The following is a 1,657-nucleotide window of genomic DNA, read 5'->3' as shown; positions in this document are numbered from 1 at the left end:
TGGCGGTGCTGGAGAATCAGCGGGCGTTGTTTCAGGCCCGGCAGGCGATTGCTGCGGCGGAGCCTGCGGCTGAGGTGGCTGCGGTGGCGGGGTATCCGGCGTTGGGCGGGGGGCCGGGGGAGGTGCGGTAGCGGGGGGCCTTGGCTTGCTAAGAGGTGTGCTAAGGCGTGCTGTGGCCGCGCCCGGGCCAGGGGCCGATCGCGTGGTTCCGGCTGCGCCGGAACTGCCCGCGCCGGATCGTATCAGCGGGGCGGACGCACAACTCGCGAGGCGGACAGTCCACCGGACTGTCCGCAAGCGTCTCGCTCAAACATGTGCGCCCTTGTTTCCCCGCTGATGCGATCCAGCACGGCACGCTCCACGGCCCCCGGCCCGGGCGCGGCCACAGCACTGGCATAGCCGTTTTTTGGGGTGCTGGATCGGCATGGGTTTGATGCGTTCGACGGATGCCGTTGTGCCCGCCAGGCTTGGTTTGGTTTGGCTTCGCGTTGCGGGGTGGTGCCGTGCCTTTGGTTGGGGGCGGATCAAAGACGCTAGGCGTCTTGTTTTGTTTTATTGGCGCCAGTGCTTGGGCGTTTGCGCCGGGCGGGGGTGTCTGGCGCGCTTTGCGTGCGGGTGGCGGGCTGGGCCAGCAGGCCCCATAGGTAGTCCAGCAGTTCGGTGTCGCTGGGTAGCGCGGCGCCGGTGACGGCCAAGGCATCGCTGGCTTCGACGTCGCTGTGCAGGAAGTATTGGACCAGGCCGCCCATGGTGACCAGCAGCAAACCCGGCGGGACGTCGGCGCGCAAGACGCCAGTGTTTTGCGCGGCCTGGACGACCGGGACGAAGAGCTGGTTCAGTTGCTGCGAGCGCGATTTCCGCTCTTGCCGGGGGGCGCCCAGGACGCGCCAGAGCTGGAAGCGCAAGGATTGCGGATGCGCGCGCCAGTACTGCATGTAGGCCGCCAGCATTTGGCGCATGCTGGCGCCCGTGTCTTGTTGCGGATGGGCCAGCGCTGCTTGCAGCGTTTCAATGAATTCATCGGAAATTCGCTGCCCCACGAGGTTCCACAGGCTTTCCTTGTCCTTGAAGTGATGGTGGATCAACGCGGCGGAGACGCCGGCTTCGCTGGCGATTTCGCGAGTCGTGGCGCCGTCGAAGCCATGTTGGGCAAAAACGTTCAGGGCTGCCGCCACAATGCGGTCGCGGGCATCGACGGTGGTATAGACCTTGCGGAGTTCGGGCATGTGCATCATTCCTGCGGAAAGCGTGGCCGGCCGTGTCGGGCCGTGAGCGTGTGCCGGTGAGTTGCCAGGGCAATTTGCCTGGCGGTTGCGGCGCGGGCAAGGCGGCGCAGGCGTGGCTGTGCGGCTCAAGCTGCTAATCATAGTGGAGGACGCGCCATCCTCCCATCCCCAGGCATTGCCGTTGTGGATCAGGCATGGCGTCAGTGGAGCAGGCATGGCGTCAGTGGAGCAGGCACCGGCGGATGATCTTGAGATCAGGCTGACGCAGCGGGCGGCTGGTGGCACTGTGATGAGGTGCTGCAATGATGCGGTGCTGTGGTGCTGTGGTGCTGTGGTGCTGCGGTGCTGCGGTGCTGCGGTGCTGCGGTGCTGCAGAGATACAGGGATACAGGGATACAGGGATACAGGGATACAGGGATACAGGGATACAG

At 65.7% G+C, this 1,657-nt stretch carries 1 protein-coding gene; it reads right to left on the bottom strand.

What is annotated here, in order from left to right:
• Window positions 1-533 precede the first annotated feature (533 nt).
• Window positions 534-1,226, bottom strand: coding sequence for a TetR/AcrR family transcriptional regulator (locus ACTJGZ_RS01885; protein WP_441661255.1), 693 nt, complete (start codon window positions 1,224-1,226; stop codon window positions 534-536).
• Between the last annotated feature and the right edge of the window lie 431 nt (window positions 1,227-1,657).

The organism is Kerstersia sp. (genome assembly GCF_052103615.1).
Classification (GTDB): Bacteria; Pseudomonadota; Gammaproteobacteria; order Burkholderiales; family Burkholderiaceae_B; genus Kerstersia.
This window is presented reverse-complemented; position numbering and strand designations above follow the sequence as displayed.